Origin of the sequence: Streptomyces sp. RLB3-17, assembly GCF_007113425.2 — a bacterium.
GTDB lineage: Bacteria > Actinomycetota > Actinomycetes > Streptomycetales > Streptomycetaceae > Streptomyces > Streptomyces mirabilis_D.
This window is the reverse complement of record NZ_CP041610.2, coordinates 3675919-3695710: the sequence shown is the minus strand read 5'-3', so window position 1 is coordinate 3695710 and position 19792 is coordinate 3675919. Positions and strand designations below refer to the sequence as shown.

Here is a 19792-nt window from a genome sequence, read left to right as displayed (position 1 = left end):
ATGCGTCCTACGGTCCTTGGGTTTTGAGTTGAGAACAAGTGAAGTGTTTTGCATGCACTGTTAAGGTGTGCTTCATGCTTGATGTGCGGCGTATGCAGGTGCTGCGGGCTGTGGTCAGCAGCGGGTCGGTGACGGCGGCCGCGGCGGATCTGGGGTACACGCCGTCCGCCGTCAGTCAGCAGATCGGGGCGCTGGAGAAGCAGGCGGGGACCGAGCTCCTTGAGCGGGTCGGGCGCGGGGTGCGGCCCACCGCGGCGGGGCTGCTGCTGACCGAGTACGCGGACGCCATCGGCCGGCAGGTCGCCGAGGCGGAGACCGCCCTCGCGGATCTGCGGGCGGGGCGGACGGGGCGGCTCGCGGTGCGGTACTTCGCCACGGCCGGGGCCGCGCTGGTCGCTCCCGCCGTCGCGCGGTTTCGGCGTGAGCACCCCGGCGTACGGGTGGAGTTGAAGCTGATCGATGTGGAGGATCCGCTGCCCGACGTGAAGGAGGGGCGGGCCGATCTCGCCCTCGTGGTGCGGGCCGACGGAACCGGTCCCGAGGGCATCCGGCTCGTACGTCTGCTCGATGATCCGTACCGGGTCGTGCTGCCCAGGGGGCATCGGCTCGCGGGGCGGCGGCTGCTCGAACTGGCGGAGCTGGCGGATGAGCCGTGGGTCGGGAGCGAGTGGCCGGGGCCCTGTCTCGACGCCCAGCTGGACGCCTGTGCGGCTGCCGGGTTCCGGCCCTCGTTCGCGGTGCAGAGCGAGGACTACGCCACCGCTCAGGGATTCGTGGCGGCCGGGCTCGGAGTGAGTCTGGTTCCCCGGCTCGGGCTGGGGAGCCGGCACCCTGGTGTGGTGGTGCGGAAGGTGCGCGCTCCTGAGCCGGTGCGGGTCCTCTACGCGGCGGTGCGGGAGGCGGGTCCCGGCGCGGCCGAACGGCCGGCGTTGCACGGACTGCTGGACGCGCTCCGGGGCGCGGCCCACCCCGACCGGTGACGGCTCATGCCGACCCCCGGAGGCCGGTGTCGTGGTAGTCCTCGGCGGGCTCCAGGCGCTGGAGGGTCGCGAGACGGGACGTATCGCTCCGGCGGACGGCGCACGGGCCCGTCGGTCACCGACGGGCCCGTGCGACGACAGCTCCGGGTGTCAGGCCTCCAGCGGCACCAGGGGCGCGCCACGCGTCCCGGGAACCCAGCGGGGCAGGGCGTAGGGCAGAGCGCCGTACCAGAGGCGGGCGACCGTGAAGCCGAAGGCCAGGCACAGCATGCCGCCCAGCGCGTCCAGCCAGAAGTGGTTGGCGGTGGAGACGATGACCAGGAGTGTGGCCGCCGGGTACAGCAGGCCCAGGACGCGCACCCACGGCACCGAGGCCAGGGCGAAGATGGTCAGACCGCACCACAGGGACCAGCCGATGTGCATCGACGGCATCGCGGCGTACTGGTTCGACATGTGCTTGAGGTCCCCGGAGGCCATGGAACCCCACGTGTGGTGGACGACCACCGTGTCGACGAAGTCGCCGCCGTTCATCAGGCGGGGCGGGGCCAGCGGGAAGAAGTAGTAGCCGAGCAGGGCCACCGCCGTGGTGGCGAAGAGCGCGAGGCGCGCCGCCGCGTACCGGCCGGGGTGGCTGCGATAGAGCCACACCAGGACACCCAGCGTCACGACGAAGTGCAGCGTCGCGTAGTAGTAGTTCATCCCGATGATCAGCCATGTCACCGAGTTCACGGCGTGGTTGACCGACTGCTCGACGGCGATTCCGAGATGGTGCTCCATGCGCCACAGCCAGTCGGCGTTGCGCAGCGCCTCCTGCTTCTGCTCGGGCACGGCGTTGCGGATCAGTGAGTACGTCCAGTAACTCACGCCGATGAGCAGGATCTCGAACCAGAAGCGGGGGCGACGCGGGGTGCGCAGTCGGCGCAGGAACGCCTTCCCCGCGTTCTCCTCCGCGACGGGGCGTGGAGCGGCCCGGTCCTGGCCTTCCAGTGTCGTCACGGTCGTCTCACCCATAGGCACAAAGTCTGCCAGAAAAGCGTTCCGCGACCGATCATCCCCTGGTTGGGTCCTGGCCGCACGTTCTACGACAGGAGGAGTCCTACGCGCAACGTAGGGGCTCCTCCTTAGGGACGATTCCGGTCCCCAGGGGCCGAAGCGGTCGAACCGCGCACCACCAGCTCCGGCATGAACACGAATTCACTGTGCGGCGCGGGAGTTCCACCGATCTCCTCCAGCAACGTCCGCACGGCTGCCTGACCCATGGCCGGGACCGGCTTGCGTATCGTCGTCAGGGGTGGGTCGGTGAAGGCGATCAGAGGGGAGTCGTCGAAGCCGACGACCGATATGTCCTTCGGCACCTCCAGGCCCCGCTGCCGCGCCGCCCTTATCGCGCCGAGGGCCATCATGTCGCTCGCGCACACCACCGCCGTGCACCCCCGGTCCATGAGGGCGGTGGCCGCGGCCTGACCGCCCTCCAGGGTGTACAACGAGTGCTGGACCAGTCGCTCCTCGATGTCGGCCGGGCTCAGCCCCAACTGCTCCTGCATCGTGCGCACGAAGCCCTCGATCTTCCGCTGCACGGGCACGAACCGCTTCGGACCCAGGGCGAGTCCGATGTTGGTGTGCCCGAGCGAGACGAGGTGCGTGACCGCGAGGGCCATCGCCGCGCGGTCGTCCGGGGAGATGAAGGGCGCCTGGACCTTCGGTGAGAAACCGTCGACCAGGACGAACGGGACGCCCTGGGCGCGCAGCTGCTCGTAGCGCTGCATGTCCGCCGAGGTGTCGGCGTGCAGACCGGAGACGAAGATGATGCCGGCGACGCCCCGGTCCACCAGCATCTCCGTCAGCTCGTCCTCGGTGGAGCCGCCCGGCGTCTGGGTGGCGAGGACCGGGGTGTAGCCCTGGCGGGTCAGGGCCTGGCCGATGACCTGCGCCAGGGCCGGAAATATGGGGTTCTCCAGCTCCGGGGTGATCAGGCCCACCAGGCCCTCGCTGCGCTGCCGCAGCCGGACCGGGCGCTCGTAGCCCAGGACGTCGAGCGCGGCCAGGACGGACTGGCGGGTGGTCGCGGCGACGCCCGGCTTCCCGTTCAGGACGCGGCTGACAGTCGCCTCGCTGACCCCCGCCTGGGCTGCGATGTCGGCAAGCCGTGTGGTCACAGGATTGGACTGTACCGGTCGCATCTCAGACTGCCCACCAGACCGTTGAATCTGCGGGCAGTTCGGTCGTTTCGGTACCCGGCTCGACGTTCGCGCTGGCGAGCAGCAGGGTGCCCGGGGTGGGCAGCGGGAGGGGGGCCGCGGTGAGGTTCACCGTGCAGACGAAGGAGCCCTCGGCGGTGTCCCGGCGGAAGGCGAGGACCCCGTCGGGCGTCGGCAGCCAGGTCACCTGGCGGCCCGCGCCGAGCGCCGGGTGCTCGCGGCGCACGGCGAGCGCGCTGCGGTAGAACTCCAGCGTCGAGGTGGGGTCGCCCTCCTGCGCCTCGACCGTGAGGTTCTTCCAGGAGGCCGGCTGCGGCAGCCAGCTCGGGCCGCCCTCGACGGGGCCGAAGCCGAACGGCGCGACCTCGCCGGACCACGGCAGCGGCACCCGGCAGCCGTCGCGGGTGCCGTCCTGGCCCGCGCTGCGGAAGAACGCCGGGTCCTGGCGGACCTCGTCGGGCAGGTCGACGACCTCGGGCAGCCCGAGCTCCTCGCCCTGGTAGAGGTACGCCGAGCCGGGCAGCGCGAGCATGAGCAGGGTCGCCGCCCGGGCCCGGCGCAGACCACGCGCCTCGTCCCCTTCCGCGAGACGCGTGGAGTGCCGTACCACGTCGTGGTTGGAGAGGACCCAGGTCGCGGGCGCGTGTACGGCGTTCATGGCGCCGAGCGAGCGGTCGATGACCTCGCGCAGGTCCGCCGAGTTCCAACCGGTGGTCAGGTAGGAGAAGTTGAAGGCCTGGTGCAGCTCGTCCGGGCGCAGGTACAGCGCGCTGCGCTCGACGGTCGGCGTCCACGCCTCCGCCACCGCGATGCGCTCGCCGGTGTACTCGTCGAGGATCCGCCGCCAGCTGCGGTAGATCTCGTGCACGCCGTCCTGGTCGAAGTACGGCACGGCCTCGGTGCCGAGCAGCTTGACCTGCTCGTCGTGGCCGATGTCGGGCAGACCCGCCGCCTTGACGAGGCCGTGGGCGACGTCGATGCGGAAGCCGTCGATGCCGAGGTCCAGCCAGAAGCGCAGGATGGACCGGAACTCGTCGTGGACGGCCGGGTGGTCCCAGTTGAAGTCGGGCTGCTCGGGCGCGAACAGGTGCAGGTACCACTCGCCGTCCTCGACGCGGGTCCAGGCGGGGCCGCCGAAGATGGACTCCCAGTCGTTGGGGGGAAGTTCGCCGTTCTCCCCCTTGCCGGGACGGAAGTGGAAGCGCTCCCGGATCGGCGAACCCGGACCCTCGCGCAGCGCCTGCTTGAACCACTCGTGCTGGTCCGAGCAGTGGTTGGGCACCAGGTCGACGATCACCCGCAGTCCCAGGCCGTGCGCGTCCCGCACCAGGTCGTCGGCGTCCGTGAGGTTGCCGAACATCGGGTCCACCGCGCGGTAGTCGGCCACGTCGTAGCCCGCGTCCGCCTGTGGGGAGGCGTAGAAGGGGGACAGCCACACCGCGTCGACGCCGAGTTCCTTCAAGTACGGGAGCCGGGCCCGGACGCCGGGCAGGTCACCCATGCCGTCGCCGTTGCCGTCCGCGAAGCTGCGCGGATAGACCTGGTAGATGACCGCGTCGCGCCACCACTCCCGACGCCCGGAGGCGGCGGAGGAGGCGTCGGTGGGGAGTGCGTCGGTGGCGTGCTGGGTCATGGATTCCCTTAGGGGTGCGGGGGGAACGACGGAGGCGCTTGCTGAGTACGAGGGGTCCGCTAAGTGCGGGCGGGCCGTCAGGATTTCGTGCCTCCGGCCGTCAGACCGGAGACCAGGCTGCGCTGCACCAGCATGAAGACGAGGGCCGCCGGAAGGGTGATGATGATCGCCGTGGCCGAGGTCCACGCCCAGTCGGGCCGCTGGTCCTGCGCGAAGGTGCGGATGCCGACGGCGAGCGTGTAGTGGTCGGACTGCATGAACTGCGTGGCGTACGCGACCTCGCCCCAGGCGGTGAGGAAGCTGTAGAACGCGGTCACGGCGAGGCCCGGCTTGGCCAGCGGCACGATCAGCCGCCAGAACGTGCCGAAGGGGGTGAGCCCGTCGACCCGGCCCGCCTCGTCTATCTCCTTGGGGATGGTGTCGAAGTACCCCTTCATCATCCAGGCGCAGAACGGCACCGCCGTCGTCGCGTACGCCAGGATCAGACCGAGGTAGTTGTCCAGCAGGTTCAGCTCGGACATAAGGAGATACAGCGGCACGATCAGCACGATACTGGGGAACATCTGCGTGACCAGGAAGGTCCACATCAGCTGCCGGCTGCCGGGGAACTTCATCCGGGACACCGCGTATCCGGCGGTCGCCGCGAGGAAGACGCCGAGCACGGTGGTGCCGCCCGCCACGACGACGGTGTTCAGGAACCACTTCGGCAGGTCCGTCTGGGACAGCACATCGCTGTAGTTGTGCAGGCTGAGGTGCGAGAACACCTCGCTCGGCTGCTGCCAGGCGTTCTTCGGGCCGAGCGAGATGAACAGGATCCACATCACCGGGAAGGCCGCGATCACCGTGGCGACGATCAGCGTGCCGTGCAGGGCGATCGAGGAGCCGAGGCTGCGTTCCTCGCGGCCGCGCACCTTGCGGGGGGTGGCCACGGCGGACCGGCCGGCGGCGGTCGCGGAGGACTCGTGGGTTGCTGCGGTCATGGCGAGGGCTCCTTACGCCTGCTCGGACTTCAGGGTGCTGCGGCGGTAGAAGGTCGAGAAGGCCAGCAGGAGGGCGAGGATGATGATCCCGTACGTCGCCGCGCCCGCGTAGTCCGAGATGCCGGTGAACGCCTTGCGGAAGGCGAAGGTGACGAGGATGTCGGCGTCGCCGCTCGTGTTGTTGCCCAGCAGCAGATAGATGACGTTGAACATGTTGAACGTCCAGATGCAGCCGAGCAGGATCACGGTGTTCGACACCGGGCGCAGACCGGGCAGCGTCACGTTGACGAAGCGTTGCCAGGGGGAGGCGCCGTCCATCTCGGCGGCCTCGTACAGCTCCTTGGGGATGGACTGGAGTCCGCCGAGCACCGCGACCATGTTGAAGGGGATGCCGATCCAGACGTTCACCATGATGACGGCGATCTTCTGGGCGAGCGGGGTGCCGAGCCAGTCCTGGGCCGGCAGGCCGAACGCGGTGATGATCTCGTTGAAGACGCCGTACTGGGAGTTGAGCATCAGCCGCCAGGCGAAGACGCCGATGAACGAGGGGACGGCCCAGGGCAGGATCAGCATGGCGCGGTAGAAACCGCGGAAGCGGACCTTGCGGTTGAGCAGCACCGCGAGGCCCATGCCGATGCCGACCTGGAGGGTCACACAGGACACCGTCCAGATGACCGTCCACAGCAGGCGCGGGTAGAAGTCGCTGTCCGCGCCCGACAGCACGTGCCAGTAGTTGTCGAGGCCGACGAACTTGTAGGTGGCCGGGCGGTGGAAGGCGCCGATGGTGGACGCCACGTTCGACTCGTTGGCGTCGGTCAGCGACTGGTAGATGCCGTACCCGAGCGGATACAGGACGAGGACGGTGAGGACGATGGCGACCGGGGTCACCATGGCCCAGGCGTACCAGTACTTGTCCCAGGACCGCCGGAGCGCCGAAACGCGTGGGGGGCGCGCGGCGTTCTTGCCGGGCGCGGGCAGGTCGGTCTTCTCGGTGCTCGCTGCGGTCGTCATCCTCATCGGCTCTTTCGCGGCGGAAATGCGGAGGTCTGGGGCGGGAGATCTGGTGACCCGGGGTCCGTCGGTCCCGTGGCCCTGGTGGACCGGTGGACCCGTGGACCCGTGGGTCTGGTGGATCCGGGGTCCGATGGGCTCGGGGTCCGTGGGCCGGTGGGCCTGGATCCAGGGATCCGGTGGGTCCGGGGTTCAGGGTTCAGGGTCCGGTGGACCAGGGACCCGGGACCAGGGACCCGGTCAACCCCTGGGGCCAGTGCCCCGGGGGTCTGGTGGGTCCGGGGGCCGGTGGGTCCGGTGATCCTGGGGTAACCGGTAACCGGTGACCGCAGCCCCGGGGGAGCCCCGTTCGGGGCGGCAGCGGGGAAAACGTTCCCCGGGGCTGCGCGTTCTTCGGTTACCGGTGGATCAGGGGTTGCCCGGTCAGCCGATGGTGTAGCCGGGCAGGAGCTTCTGGAACTCCTTGGCGGTGGCGTCGAGACCGGCCTTGACGTCCTCGCTGCCCTGCAGGATCTTCACGTAGTTCTGCGCGAGCGGCGTGAAGAGCGAGCCGACCTGCGGCAGCGCGACGCGCGGACGGGCGGTCTGCTCCAGGATCGGCTTGAAGCCGGCGATCTTGGCGTCGGACGTGACCTCGGCCGTGTACGCCGACTTGCGGGTCGGCAGCGTGCCGGTGCCCTTGGCGATCTCGACCTGGCTGTCGGTCGAGGTCATGAACTGGGTGAAGAGGTACCCGGCGTCCAGGTTCTTGGAGCCCTGGTAGACCGCGAGGTTGTGACCGCCGGTCGGCGCCTGGGCCTTGCCACCGGGGCCGGCCGGGACGGGCGCGTAGCCGAGGTTGGTCTCCTTGCCCTTGAAGGCGCTGCCGGCCAGGTCCTCGCTGACCGACCAGGGGCCCTGGACCAGCATGGCGACCTTGCCGGTCTTGAACGCCGTCTGCATGTTCTGGTAGGCGTTGGCGTAGTCGACCTTCATCGACGCCTCGTCCTGGATCTTCTTCGCCGTGGTGATCGCGGTGACGGCGTCGGCGTCGGAGATGGTGATCTTCTTGGCCGAGGTGTCGGCCATGTCCGCGTTGTTGCTGTAGAGCAGCGGGAGCAGGAAGTACGAGTCGGGGTTCAGGTAGGTGCCGTACGCCCCGGTCTTCTTCTTGATCGTCTTCGAGTCGGCGATGAACTCGTCCCAGGTGGTCGGCGGCTGCGCGATGCCGGCCTTCTTCAGGAGGTCCTTGTTGTAGAGGAGACCCAGGGTGTCGGTGACCGAGGGGACGCCGTACGTCTTGCCGTTGTACTTGGTGGTGTTCAGCGGGCCCGAGTTGAAGTCCGAGGTGTCCTTCAGCGCGCTCGTGCCGTCGAGGGGAGCGATGTAACCGAGCGAGGCGTACTCGGCCATCAGGCCGACGTCGGTGCGGACGACGTCCGGGGCGCCCTTGCCACTCTTCGCCGCCGACTTGAACTTCTGCTCGACGTCGCTGAACGGGACGCTCTGGTAGTTCACCTTGATCTTCGGGTACTTGGCCTCGAACTTCTTGATGAGAGCCTTGTACGTCGGGGCTTCGGTCGCCGCGTCCGATGTGTCCCAGTACGTGATCGTCCCGGAAATGTCGCCGGCGGCCTTCGGCTTGCTCGACGAGTTGCCGTCGGAACCACCACAGGCAGTCGCGGTCAGCGCGATGACGGTCACCGCGGCGGCGATCGATATGCCACGTCGCATATGAACTCCTAGAAGAGGGTTTGCCCGGATCTTCCCTTGGGAGGACCGCGGGTGCCGTCTGTCCCATCGACGGCCGCCGGGCTGGGGAGGAAACTAACAGCGCTGCAAGTCCTTGCGAAAGACGTTGCAAGGAAATTTCCGCAAGATCCCGCAAGCGTGACGTTCCCGTTACCGCAAGGTGTCGCAAAGGGGTCGCAAAGAGGGAAGCGCCGTATCGGGTATGTCCGATACGGCGCTTTCGGCGCGGGCTCCCGCGGGAGTCCCACGGGGAGCCCGCGGGGGTCCCACGGGCTCCGTACGGCGTTCCGTACAGGCTTCCGCGCGGCTCGCGGAGGTCGCTCAGCAGCTGGTCTTGCCCGCGTACAGCGCCAGTGCCGTGTTCGCGCCGAGGGTCGCCGTGAACTGCCCGGAGCCGTTCACCGTGACGCTGGTGTTGTTCTGGACATTGCAGTACGTCCCCGCCGCGAGGGATGTCTGATAGGTCCGGGTCAGCGAGCCCGACTCGTGGTTGATGGCCACGTACCCCTTGGCGCCGCGGCCGAAGGCGATCGCGTCGTTGCCGTCGTCCCACCAGTCGGTGACCGACTGGCCCCGGGTGGCGTTGCGGAAGGCGACCATCGACTTGATCTCCGGCCAGGCGTGCTGGCACTTCCAGCCGTCCTGCCAGCAGGCGTTGACCGTGCCGCCGTTGGGCGGACCGGCGTCCACGTCCGACCACTCGTAGCCGGAGTTGATGTCCGGGGCGCCGTACGGGTAGGCGAGCATGAAGACGTTGGCGAGGGTGTAGTTCGCCCCGTCCTTGTAGTTGAGCGTCGAGCCGTTGCGCTCGGTGTCGTGGTTGTCGACGAACACGCCCGCGACGGAGCTGCTCATATAGCCCCAGCCCTCGCCGTAGTTCTTCAGGTAGGCGAGGTTCTCGTTGTTGAAGACCCGCTTGAGGTCGTAGGCGTACCGGAACTCCTGCACGTCGCCGTTGCCGGTGTACTCGGTCGGCTGGACCGCCTCCCCGGCGCCGTAGATGACCTCCTGCTTCCAGTACACCGACGGATTGGTCAGCCGCGACTTGATGTTGGCGAGATCGGTCGCCGGGATGTGCTTGGCCGCGTCGATGCGGAAGCCGTCCACGCCGTACCCGAGCAGGCTGTTCATGTATCCGGCGATGGTCTTGCGGACGTACTCCTCGCCGGTGTCCAGGTCGGCGAGCCCGACGAGCTCGCAGTTCTGGACGTTGGCGCGGTTGGTGTAGTCGCTGACCGTCGCCGTGCAGTCGTCCATGTCGTACGAGGAGTACAGGCCCGGGTAGTTGTACTTCGTGTACGAAGAGCCGCCGGTACCGGTGCCGGAACCGGCCGCCATGTGGTTGACGACCGTGTCCACCACGACCTTCACGCCGGCCGCGTGACAGGTGTTGATCATGTTCTGGAAGGCGGTCGCGTCACCGAGCCGCCCGGCGATCCGGTAACTCACGGGCTGGTACGAGGTCCACCACTGTGAGCCCTGTATGTGCTCGGCGGGTGGCGAGACCTGGACGTAGCCGTAACCGGCCGGGCCCAGCGTGTTGGTGCATTCCTTGGCGACCGAGTCGAACTTCCACTCGAACAGAACGGCGGTGACGTCCTTCGTGCCCGGCGGGGAAGCCGCCGCGACACCCGGGGGGAGGGCCACCGAGACCGCCAGGCCCGCCGCGAGGGCGAACGAGGCGGCAAGTGTCTTCCTGGCCATGTTTCTTGCCATGTGCATGCTCCTGCACTTCGTCGTGCGGGTGGGGGGAACGGAAGCTATCCGTTGGTTCGGGTTTCAGCAAGATGTCGAAAGAACTTCCAACACGTGTATTGACGGGGCCCCTTGACCGCGCCCACTCTCGCACCGCGGTCAACTTGCTTCCCCAGCAACCCAGTTGACCGCGTCCCCGCACCTCCGTCCCCCGCAAGGAGTTGCCGTCATGCGCTGGATCAGATCACGGGCGTTACCCCTGGCCGCAGCCGGACTGCTGGCCCTCGGCGGAGCCGCCGCGCTGCCCGCCCCGGCCGCCCACGCCGCCGTCTCCGACACCGGCATCCCCAACGGCGATGTGATCGCCAACCTGTGGGAGTGGAACTGGAAGTCGGTCGCCGCCGAGTGCACGAACGTGCTCGACCCGGCGGGCTACGGGGCGGTCCAGGTCGCCCCGCCCGCGGAGTCGTTGAAGCAGACGAACTACTACTGGTGGGACGTCTACCAGCCCTACGCCTACAACCTGAACAGCCGCTTCGGCACCGCGGCCCAGTTCAAGACCATGGTCGACACGTGTCACGCGGCCGGCATCAAGGTCTACACGGACGCCGTGATCAACCACACCGCCGCCCAGACCGGCACCGGCTACAACGGCACGGTCGTCACCAACAAGTACGACACCCCCGACTACGACCCCGCCGACAGCGACGACTGCACGAAGACGATCTCCAACTGGTCCGACCGGTACGAGGTCCAGCACTGCGAACTGCTCGGCCTGCCCGACCTGGACACCGCCGAGAGCGGCGTCCGCACGAAGATCACCGGCTTTCTCAACCAGCAGATCGACCTGGGTGTCGACGGCTTCCGTGTCGACGCGGCCAAGCACATCGACGCCGCCGACCTGAGCGCCATCGTCGCCGGACTGCACACCACGACCTCCGGCGCGGCGCCGTACATCACCCAGGAGATCTACCCCGGCACCCCGCCCGCGCAGGACGAGTACTACGGCACCGGTGACGTCCTCGACTTCACCTTCGCCGCGCAGATGAAGTCCCAGTTCCAGGGCGACATCGCCAACCTGTCGAGCTTCGGCGGCAGTTGGGGCCTGACGGCCGAGGCGAACTCCAACACCTTCGTCACCAACCACGACACCGAGCGCAACGGCTACTCGCTCAGCTACAAGGACGGCGACACCGCGGTCCTCGCCAACGTCTTCCAGCTGGCCCGGGGCTACGGCCGCCCGTCCGTCTACTCCGGCTGGACCTTCAGCCAGAGCGACGAGGCCCCGCCGAACTCCGCCGGTTTCGTCACCGACACCAACTGTGCGAGCGGCTGGTACTGCCTCGACCGCAACACCGCGGTCTCCGGCATGATCGGCTGGCACAACGCGGCGAGCGGCTACGCGGTCGCCAACTGGCAGTCCCCGTCCTCGAACGTCATCGGCTTCGGCAGGGGTGGCGCGGGCTTCGTCGCCCTCAACAACAGCTCCGGCGCCAGCACGCACACGTATACGACGGGCCTGGCCGACGGAACGTACCCGAACGTGATCGACGGGGGCGCGACCACCGTCACCGTCACGGGCGGCAAGGCCTCCCTGACCGTGCCCGCGAAGTCGGCGGTCGCCTTCTACGACCCGAACTACATCTGCACGGTGAACTGCGGCGGAGGCAGTGGGGGAGGAGGCGGCGGTGGTTCCACCAGCGTCACCGCGACCTTCGACGCGTACGCCTCCACCACCACCGGCACCGATGTGTACGTGGTTGGTTCGGTCGCCGCGCTCGGCAGCTGGAACACGGCGAACGCGGTGAAGCTGTCGTCGTCGGGCTACCCGATCTGGAAGGCCGACGTCTCCGTCCCGGCGAGCACGAGCATCGAATACAAGTTCATCAAGCGAGATTCGTCCGGGAACGTCACCTGGGAGTCCAACGCAAACAGGACACTCACCACCGGTACTTCGACGGTCGAGGTCAACAACTCCTGGAACGTGGCCGACGCCAACGCCACGGACGTGACCTTCGCAGTGAACGCCACCACCGACTACGGCACCAACGTGTACGTCGTCGGCTCCATCCCCTCCCTCGGCTCCTGGAACACCGCCGACGCCATCCCGCTGTCCTCGGCGTCGTACCCGTACTGGGGCCGACTGGTCATCGTGCCCAAGTCGACGTCGTTCGCGTACAAGTACATCAAGAAGGACTCCTCCGGCAACGTGACATGGGAGTCCGGCGCCAACCGCGCCTACAGCACCGGCTCGGGAACGGGTTACAGCGTCAGCGACACCTGGCGCTGAAAGTTCTTGCTCAGAGTTTCAAGACTCTTGCTGTAAGGCTTGCGTGGGCGATACCGTCGCGCCGGTCGCCCGGCATCGAGGCCGTGTCTCGGCTTGAAGCCGGTCCGGACGAGCTGTTCGAGCCGTAGCCGTACTGAGCCGTATTCACTAGGAGTTCACGCCTGTGGCCCTGATACCGAGATGGCCGGCGCCCGGGGCGCGCCGCCGTACCCCACCCCAGCGAAGAATCGCGGCCGTCGCCGTGGCCGCCCTCGCGGCGGCGTTCCTCCAGCCGATCGCGGCGCGGGCGCAGACCCCGCCCGCGCCGCCCTCGGACGCGAAGCTCGCCGCCGAACCGGCCCGGCACGACGACACGCGCGAGCAGTTCTACTTCGTGATGCCGGATCGTTTCGCCAATGGCGACACGTCCAACGACCGGGGCGGGCTGACCGGTTCGCGCCTCGCCACCGGGTACGACCCCACGGACAAGGGCTTCTACCAGGGTGGCGACCTGAAGGGGTTGACCGACAAGCTCGACTACATCAAGGGGCTCGGCACCACCGCCATCTGGATGGCGCCGATCTTCAAGAACCAGCCCGTGCAGGGCGAGGGCAGCAACGCCTCGGCCGGGTACCACGGCTACTGGATCACGGACTTCACCCAGGTCGACCCGCACTTCGGCACCAACAAGGACCTCGCGACCCTCATCTCCAAGGCGCACGCCAAGGGCATGAAGGTCTTCTTCGACGTCATCACCAACCACACCGCCGACGTCGTCGACTATGAGCAGAAGTCCTACGACTACCTCTCCAAGGGTGCCTTCCCGTATCTGACCAAGGACGGGAAGCCCTTCGACGACGCCGACTACGCGGCGGGAGGCGCCGGGTTCCCGTCCGTGGGCGCCGGGTCCTTCCCCCGTACGCCCGTCGTGCCCGCCGCCAAGAAGAACGCCAAGGTGCCGGCCTGGCTCAACGACCCGACGATGTACCACAACCGGGGCGACTCCACCTATGCCGGGGAGTCCACCACCTACGGCGACTTCTCCGGCCTCGACGACCTGTGGACCGAGCGTCCCGAGGTCGTCAGCGGCATGGAGAAGATCTACGAGAAGTGGGTCAGGGACTTCGGCGTCGACGGCTTCCGGATCGACACCGTGAAGCACGTGGACATGGAGTTCTGGACGCAGTGGGCCACCGCGCTCGACGCGTACGCGGCCGAGCGGGGCCGGAAGAACTTCTTCATGTTCGGCGAGGTGTACTCCGCCGACACGTCGATCACCTCCCCGTACGTCACCCAGGGCCGGCTCGACGCCACCCTCGACTTCCCCTTCCAGGACGCGGCACGCTCGTACGCCTCCCAGGGCGGCAGCGCCAAGAAGCTCGCCTCGGTCTTCGGTGACGACTACAAGTACACGACCGACAAGGCCAACGCGTACGAGCAGGTCACCTTCCTCGGCAACCACGACATGGGCCGCATCGGGTACTTCCTGAACCAGGACAACCCGAAGGCCACCGACGCCGAGCTGGTGAAGAAGGACGAGCTCGCCAACGAGCTGATGTTCCTCAGCCGCGGCAACCCGGTCGTCTACTACGGGGACGAGCAGGGCTTCACCGGCGCGGGCGGCGACAAGGACGCCCGCCAGACGATGTTCGCCTCCAAGGTCGCCGACTACCTCGACGACGACGAGCTCGGCACCGACCGCACGCACGCGAGCGACGCCTACGACACGAGCGCACCGCTCTACAAGGAGATCGCCGCTCTCTCGAAGCTCCGCAAGGACAACCCGGCTCTCGCGGACGGGGTGCAGACCGAGCGGTACGCGGCCGACGGGGCGGGCGTCTACGCCTTCTCCCGTACGGGCGGCAACAGGACCGAGTACCTCGTCGCCCTCAACAACGCGGGCGAGGCGAAGACGGCGACCTTCGCGACCGGCTCCGCCGACATGACCTTCCAGGGGATCTACGGGACCTCGTCCCGGCTGACGAGCGACGCCGACAAGAACGTCACCGTCACCGTCCCGGCGGGTTCCGCCGTCGTCCTCAAGGCGGCCCGCCCGCTCGGCACCCCCGCCGCGAAGCCCTCGCTCACCCTGAAGGCGCCGGACGCGGGCGCCACCGGCACCGTCGAGCTCGGCGCCGACGTCACCGGCGGTCAGCTCGACCGTGTCGTCTTCGCCGCCCAGGTCGGAGGCGGGAAGTGGCGGACGCTCGGCTCCGTCGACCACGCCCCGTACAAGGTCACCCAGGTCATTGGCAAGGACGTACCCGCCGGAACCGCCCTGCGCTACAAGGCGGTGGTCGTCGACTCGGCCGGGCGGACCGCGAGTGCGACGGCCACGAGCACCACCGGCGCCCCGCCCGCCCCCGAAGTCCCCACCGCCTCCTCGCGCGACTACGCGATCGTCCACTACAAGCGCACCGACGGCGACTACACCGACTGGCGGCTGTACGCCTGGGGCGACCTCGCCGACGGCGAGTCGACGACCTGGCCCGCGGGCCACGACTTCATCGGCCGCGACGCCTACGGGGCCTTCGCCTACGTGAAGTTGAAGCCGGGCGCCTCCAGTGTCGGCTTCCTCGTCATCGACAAGGACGGCAACAAGGACGTCGCCACCGACCGCACGATCGACGTCACCAAGACGGGCGAGGTCTGGGTCGAGCAGGGCAAGGAGGCCGTACAGACCCAGCGGCCCGACTACCCGGCGCAGGACACGACCAAGGCCGTACTGCACTACCACCGCGCCGACGGCGACTACACCGGCTGGGGACTGCACGTCTGGACCGGGGCCGCGACGCCCACGGACTGGTCCAAGCCCCTGGAGCCGGTCAGGACCGACGCCTATGGCGCCGTCTTCGAGGTGCCGCTCACCGCCGGTGCCACCAGCCTCAGTTACATCCTCCACAAGGGCGACGAGAAGGACCTCCCGACCGACCAGTCGCTCGACCTCACCGCGAACGGCCACGAGGTGTGGCTCGTGAACGGGCAGGAGAAGTACCTGCTCCCGCAGCCCGCGGGCAGCGCGGCCGCGCTCGACCTGACCACCTCCAAGGCGGTCTGGATCGACCGGAACACGGTCGCCTGGAACGGCTCCGAGGCCGCGGCCTCCACCCAGTTGCTGTACTCCCACGACGGCTCGATCGCCGTCAAGGACGGGACGCTGACCAGCGACGACGAGCGGTGGCTCCGGCTTTCCAGGACCACCCTCACTGACGCCCAGAGGGCCGCGTTCCCGCACCTCAAGGGCTACACCGCCTGGTCCGTCGACCCGCGCGACCGGAGCCGGGTGAAGAAGGCCCTGAACGGTCAGGTCGTCGCCTCGCAACGGGCCGCGAACGGCGCCGTGCTCGCGGCGACCGGCGTCCAGATCGCCGGCGTACTGGACGATCTGTACGACGCGACCGAGGCACAGCTGGGTCCGACGTTCCGTGACGGTCGTCCCACGCTGGCCGTGTGGGCGCCGACCGCGCAGAGCGTGGCACTGGAACTCGGCGGCTCCACGGTCGCCATGAAGAGGAACGACACCACCGGCGTGTGGTCCGTCACCGGCGCGAAGTCCTGGCGGAACAAGCCCTACCGGTACGTCGTGAAGGTGTGGGCGCCCACCGTCCGCAAGGTCGTCACCAACAAGGTCACCGACCCGTACTCGCTCGCCCTCACCGCCGACTCCGGGCGCAGTCTCGTCGTCGACCTGAAGGACAGGTCCCTCGCCCCGAGCGGCTGGTCCTCCCTGAAGAAGCCCAAGGCCGTGCCACTGCGGGACGCCCAGATCCAGGAGCTGCACATCCGGGACTTCTCGGTGGCGGACAAGACCGTCCCCGCGAAGGACCGGGGCACCTACCTCGCCTTCACCGACAAGAACAGCGACGGGTCCAGGCACCTGCGGGCCCTCGCCGCGGCGGGCACCTCGTACGTCCACCTCCTGCCCGCCTTCGACATCGCCACCATCCCCGAGAAGAAGTCCGAGCAGGCCACCACCGGCTGCGACCTCGCCTCCTACCCCGCCGACTCCCAGAAGCAGCAGGAATGCGTCGCCGCGATCGCCGCGAAGGACGCCTACAACTGGGGCTACGACCCGTACCACTACACGGTCCCGGAGGGCTCGTACGCGAGCGACCCGGACGGCACCGGCCGTACGGTCGAGTTCCGCCGCATGGTCAAGTCGCTGAACGAGGACGGCCTGCGGGTCGTCATGGACGTGGTCTACAACCACACGGCCGCCAGTGGTCAGGCGGACACCTCCGTGCTCGACAGGATCGTGCCCGGCTACTACCAGCGGCTCCTCGCCGACGGGTCCGTCGCCACCTCCACCTGCTGCGCGAACACGGCCACCGAGAACGCCATGATGGGCAAGCTGGTGGTGGACTCGATCGTCACCTGGGCCAAGGAGTACAAGGTCGACGGCTTCCGCTTCGACCTCATGGGGCACCACCCCAAGGCCAACATCCTGGCCGTCCGCAAGGCCCTCGACGCGCTGACCCCGGCGAAGGACGGGGTCGACGGAAAGAAGATCATCCTGTACGGGGAGGGCTGGAACTTCGGCGAGGTCGCCGACGACGCCCGTTTCGTACAGGCCACCCAGAAGAACATGGCGGGGACCGGCGTCGCGACCTTCTCCGACCGGGCGCGCGACGCGGTGCGCGGCGGCAGCCCCTTCGACTCCGACCCCGGCGTCCAGGGCTTCGCCTCGGGGCTGTACACCGACCCCAACTCCTCCACCGCCAACGGCACTTCGGCCGAGCAGAAGGCCCGGCTGCTGCACTACCAGGACCTCATCAAGATCGGGCTCAGCGGCAACCTCGCCACCTACCGCTTCACCGACACCGACGGCAAGGAGGTCAAGGGCTCCGAGGTCGACTACAACGGTCAGCCCGCCGGATACGCGGCGGCACCGGGCGACGCCCTCGCGTACGCCGACGCGCACGACAACGAGTCCCTGTACGACGCCCTCACCTACAAGCTGCCCGCCACGACCGGCGCGGACGACCGGGCGCGGATGCAGGTCCTCGCCATGGCGACCGCCGCCCTCTCCCAGGGCCCGTCGCTCTCCCAGGCGGGCTCCGACCTGCTGCGCTCCAAGTCCCTCGACCGCAACTCGTTCGACAGCGGCGACTGGTTCAACGCCATCCACTGGGACTGCCGGGACGGCAACGGCTTCGGACGCGGACTGCCGATGGCGGCCGACAACGCGTCCAAGTGGCCCTACGCCACACCCCTGTTGAGCACCGTCAAGGTGGGATGCCCGCAGATCGAGGGCAGCTCGGCCGCGTACCAGGACCTGGAGCGGATCCGTACGACCGAGAGCGTCTTCTCGCTGTCCACCGCCGGGCAGGTGCAGTCGAAGCTCTCCTTCCCGCTGTCCGGCAAGGACGAGACGCCCGGCGTGATCACGATGGAGCTCGGCGACCTCGTCGTCGTCTTCAACGCGACACCCAAGGCACAGGAGCAGACGGTCGGCGCCCTGGCCGGGACGGCGTACGCGCTGCACCCGGTGCAGGCGGCGGGCGCCGACCCTATCGTCAAATCCTCCTCTTACGAGGCGAAAACGGGCACGTTCGCCGTTCCGGGGCGCACTGTGGCGGTATTCTCCCGGATCTCCTGAAAGGGCATTACCTTGGTGGGGCAGGCCTCGAACCCGGTCTGCCCCACCGGTGTGTCCAAAGGCTGGTAGATGGACGTCAACGGCAAGCGGACAGACACGACCGTGCTGGTCGTGGACGATGTGGCGGCCAGTCGGTACGCCATGAGCGCCGTGCTGCGCCGCGCCGGTCACCAGGTCGTTCCGGTCGCCAGCGGCTCCGAGGCGCTCGTCGAACTCGACGTACGGCTGCGCAAGGGCGCCCTGCCCGACGTGGCGCTGGTCGATGTGGACCTGCCGGACATGAGCGGCTTCGAACTGTGCCGTCGGCTCAAGGCCCGGCCCCACATGGCCGGCCTGCCCGTCGTGCACTTCTCGGCCGCCGCCGTGGACGCGGGTGACCGCTGCCGAGGCCTCGACGTGGGCGGCGAGGCGTATCTGACGGTGCCCGCCGAGCCGGAGGAGATCGACGCGGTGGTCCGGGCCGCGGTGCGCGCCGCCCGGCTCAGGGCCGACGACCAGGCACTGGCACGGCGGCTGACCCGGCTGGCGGAGACGGTCGTCGCCATCCAGACGGCGCGCTCCCCGCAGGAACTCGCCGACGCCGCCGCCGACGGCGCCGCGCGGCTCACCGGCTCGCCCGCCGCCGTCTTCGTCCTCGGCCCGGACGACGAGCTGTACCGCGGCACCTCACGGGACCGTACCTCGCTCGCGATGCCCGACGAGGGCGCCCACCAGGCCGTGGCCGGACTGCTCCGACGGCTCACCCGGGGGCAGTCGGGCGTCCAGATCACCACGGTGCCCGCGCCGCTGTGGCCGGCCGGGTTCTTCCGGCCGGGCGTGCAGCACGACGCCCGCCTGGCGCTGATCCCCATCCAGGAAGGCCGCGCCTCGGTGTGCCTCGCCACGCCCACCCGCGGGGTGCGCCGGGTCAGTCCCGAGGACGAGGCCCTGCTGGCCCGGCTCGCCGAGGCCACCGCGCTCGCCGCCGAACCGCTGCTCATGTACCAGGTCGAACGGCACGTCGCCCTCACCCTCCAGCACAGCTTCCTGCCCCAGCCGCACCGGCTGCCCGAACTGCCGGGCGTCGACGTCGTGGTCCGGTACGTGCCCGCGTCCGCGGAGACCGAGATCGGCGGCGACTTCTACGCGGCCCTGCGCACCGGTGAGGGCGTGCTCACCGCGGTCGGCGACGTCGTCGGGCACTCGCTGGAGGCGGCCACCGTCATGGTCGAGATCAGGCACGCGCTGCGCGCCTACAGCGTCGAGGAGAGCGACCCGGCCGTGCTCGCCGAGCGCCTCGACCGGATGCTCCAGCGCTACCACCCCGGCATCACCACGACCGTCTGCCTGGTCCTGGTCGACCCCGCCACCGGACGCACCCGTATCGCCAACGCCGGCCACATCCCGCCGCTGATCATCCGGGACACCGGGGGCGCCGACTACTCCAAGGCCGCCGGCCCGCTGCTCGGTGTGGGTCTGCCCCACCCGCCGCCCACGGAGCTGTTCCTCGAACCCACCGACCGGCTCCTCATGGTCACCGACGGCCTGATCGAGACCCGGGGCACCGATCTGGCTGTCTCGATGGAGCACCTCCGCGCCGCCGCCACCGGCGCCCTGCCCGGCCTGGACGCCCTCTGCGACACCCTGCTCGACTGCTTCGGCCGGGACCGCGAGGACGACATCGCACTGCTGGCGCTGCGGCTAGGGTGACCGGGAA

At 69.0% G+C, this 19792-nt stretch carries 11 protein-coding genes; 4 read left to right on the top strand and 7 right to left on the bottom strand.

What is annotated here, in order from left to right; genetic code table 11:
• Positions 1 to 92 precede the first annotated feature (92 nt).
• Complete coding sequence (locus FNV62_RS17090; protein WP_205521916.1) at positions 93 to 980, top strand: LysR family transcriptional regulator; 888 nt, start codon at positions 93 to 95, stop codon at positions 978 to 980.
• Between the two features lie 150 nt (positions 981 to 1130).
• Here FNV62_RS17090 and FNV62_RS17085 read toward each other — a convergent pair whose 3' ends face one another.
• The 7 genes from FNV62_RS17085 to FNV62_RS17055 form a co-directional block, all read right to left on the bottom strand.
• Positions 1131 to 1991 carry a phosphatase PAP2 family protein gene (locus FNV62_RS17085; protein WP_143607876.1) on the bottom strand — a complete coding sequence of 287 codons (861 nt, stop codon included), beginning with the start codon at positions 1989 to 1991 and terminating at the stop codon, positions 1131 to 1133.
• A 110-nt stretch (positions 1992 to 2101) separates the two neighbouring features.
• Positions 2102 to 3136 carry a LacI family DNA-binding transcriptional regulator gene (locus FNV62_RS17080; RefSeq protein WP_054230823.1) on the bottom strand — a complete coding sequence of 345 codons (1035 nt, stop codon included), beginning with the start codon at positions 3134 to 3136 and terminating at the stop codon, positions 2102 to 2104.
• Between the two features lie 25 nt (positions 3137 to 3161).
• The gene (locus FNV62_RS17075; RefSeq protein ID WP_054230822.1) at positions 3162 to 4811 is read right to left on the bottom strand and encodes a glycoside hydrolase family 13 protein; all 1650 of its coding nucleotides are present in this window, start codon (positions 4809 to 4811) and stop codon (positions 3162 to 3164) included.
• 77 nt (positions 4812 to 4888) lie between these two features.
• Positions 4889 to 5791: a sugar ABC transporter permease gene (locus FNV62_RS17070; protein WP_097284385.1), complete on the bottom strand. Its 903-nt coding sequence runs from the start codon at positions 5789 to 5791 to the stop codon at positions 4889 to 4891.
• Positions 5792 to 5803: 12 nt separating this feature from the next.
• On the bottom strand, positions 5804 to 6802 hold the full coding sequence (locus tag FNV62_RS17065) for a carbohydrate ABC transporter permease (protein WP_097288905.1): 999 nt from the start codon (positions 6800 to 6802) through the stop codon (positions 5804 to 5806).
• A gap of 423 nt (positions 6803 to 7225) precedes the next feature.
• Positions 7226 to 8515: an extracellular solute-binding protein gene (locus tag FNV62_RS17060; protein WP_144315360.1), complete on the bottom strand. Its 1290-nt coding sequence runs from the start codon at positions 8513 to 8515 to the stop codon at positions 7226 to 7228.
• Positions 8516 to 8854: 339 nt separating this feature from the next.
• A complete protein-coding gene (locus FNV62_RS17055; RefSeq protein ID WP_097284384.1) occupies positions 8855 to 10237 on the bottom strand; it encodes an alpha-amylase in 1383 nt (460 codons plus the stop codon).
• Positions 10238 to 10457: 220 nt separating this feature from the next.
• Between FNV62_RS17055 and FNV62_RS17050 the strand changes: the two genes are divergently transcribed.
• The 3 genes from FNV62_RS17050 (at position 10458) to FNV62_RS17040 (ending at position 19785) form a co-directional block, all read left to right on the top strand.
• Positions 10458 to 12518: a carbohydrate-binding module family 20 domain-containing protein gene (locus FNV62_RS17050; protein WP_144315359.1), complete on the top strand. Its 2061-nt coding sequence runs from the start codon at positions 10458 to 10460 to the stop codon at positions 12516 to 12518.
• A gap of 169 nt (positions 12519 to 12687) precedes the next feature.
• On the top strand, positions 12688 to 18096 hold the full coding sequence (gene pulA, locus FNV62_RS17045) for a pullulanase-type alpha-1,6-glucosidase (protein ID WP_144316480.1): 5409 nt from the start codon (positions 12688 to 12690) through the stop codon (positions 18094 to 18096).
• Between the two features lie 69 nt (positions 18097 to 18165).
• A complete protein-coding gene (locus FNV62_RS17040) occupies positions 18166 to 19785 on the top strand; it encodes a fused response regulator/phosphatase (protein ID WP_097284381.1) in 1620 nt (539 codons plus the stop codon).
• Positions 19786 to 19792: the final 7 nt, after the last annotated feature.